The sequence below is a fragment of the Vibrio sp. Isolate24 genome, from assembly GCF_022398215.1.
Lineage (GTDB): Bacteria > Pseudomonadota > Gammaproteobacteria > Enterobacterales > Vibrionaceae > Vibrio > Vibrio coralliilyticus_A.
On sequence record NZ_JAKEUU010000021.1, the window covers coordinates 1 to 600 of the forward strand.

Below are 600 nucleotides of genomic sequence, written 5' to 3' on the forward strand. Positions count from 1 at the left end.
AATAACAGCTTTCCGAATTAAGAATTTGCTTGGCGACCATAGCGTTGTGGACCCACCTGATTCCATGCCGAACTCAGAAGTGAAACGCAATAGCGCCGATGGTAGTGTGGGGCTTCCCCATGTGAGAGTAGGACATCGCCAGGCTTTAATTTCGACTTTGTCTACTTGTTAGACAAGTCACCATAAGATTCTAAAAAAGTTTAGAGTTTTATGTTGACTTCAACAGTCAGTCGCGTATTATACGCGTCCTGCTTAAGTGCTAAGGCACTGAAAGCACAGCTCTTTAACAATATAAACCTATCAATCTGTGTGGGCACTCGTTGATGATAATCCAATTCGATACTTTGGTATCAAATTAGGTTTCAATGAAACGAAGTGACCATTGAATCTTCGGATTCAGCACAGTCAATTCAAACATTACTTATGTAATGTTCAGTATTCATTGAGCCGAACAAAATCTTAAATTGAAGAGTTTGATCATGGCTCAGATTGAACGCTGGCGGCAGGCCTAACACATGCAAGTCGAGCGGAAACGAGTTATCTGAACCTTCGGGGAACGATAACGGCGTCGAGCGGCGGACGGGTGAGTAATGCCTGGGA

The 600-nt window shown here is 43.5% G+C and carries 2 rRNA genes; both read left to right on the plus strand.

The window, feature by feature from the left end:
• Window positions 1-28: 28 nt before the first annotated feature.
• Window positions 29-144, plus strand: a 5S ribosomal RNA gene (gene rrf / locus L1D23_RS22145).
• A 317-nt stretch (window positions 145-461) separates the two neighbouring features.
• Window positions 462-600: ribosomal RNA gene (locus L1D23_RS22150) — 16S ribosomal RNA — on the plus strand; the annotation flags it as partial.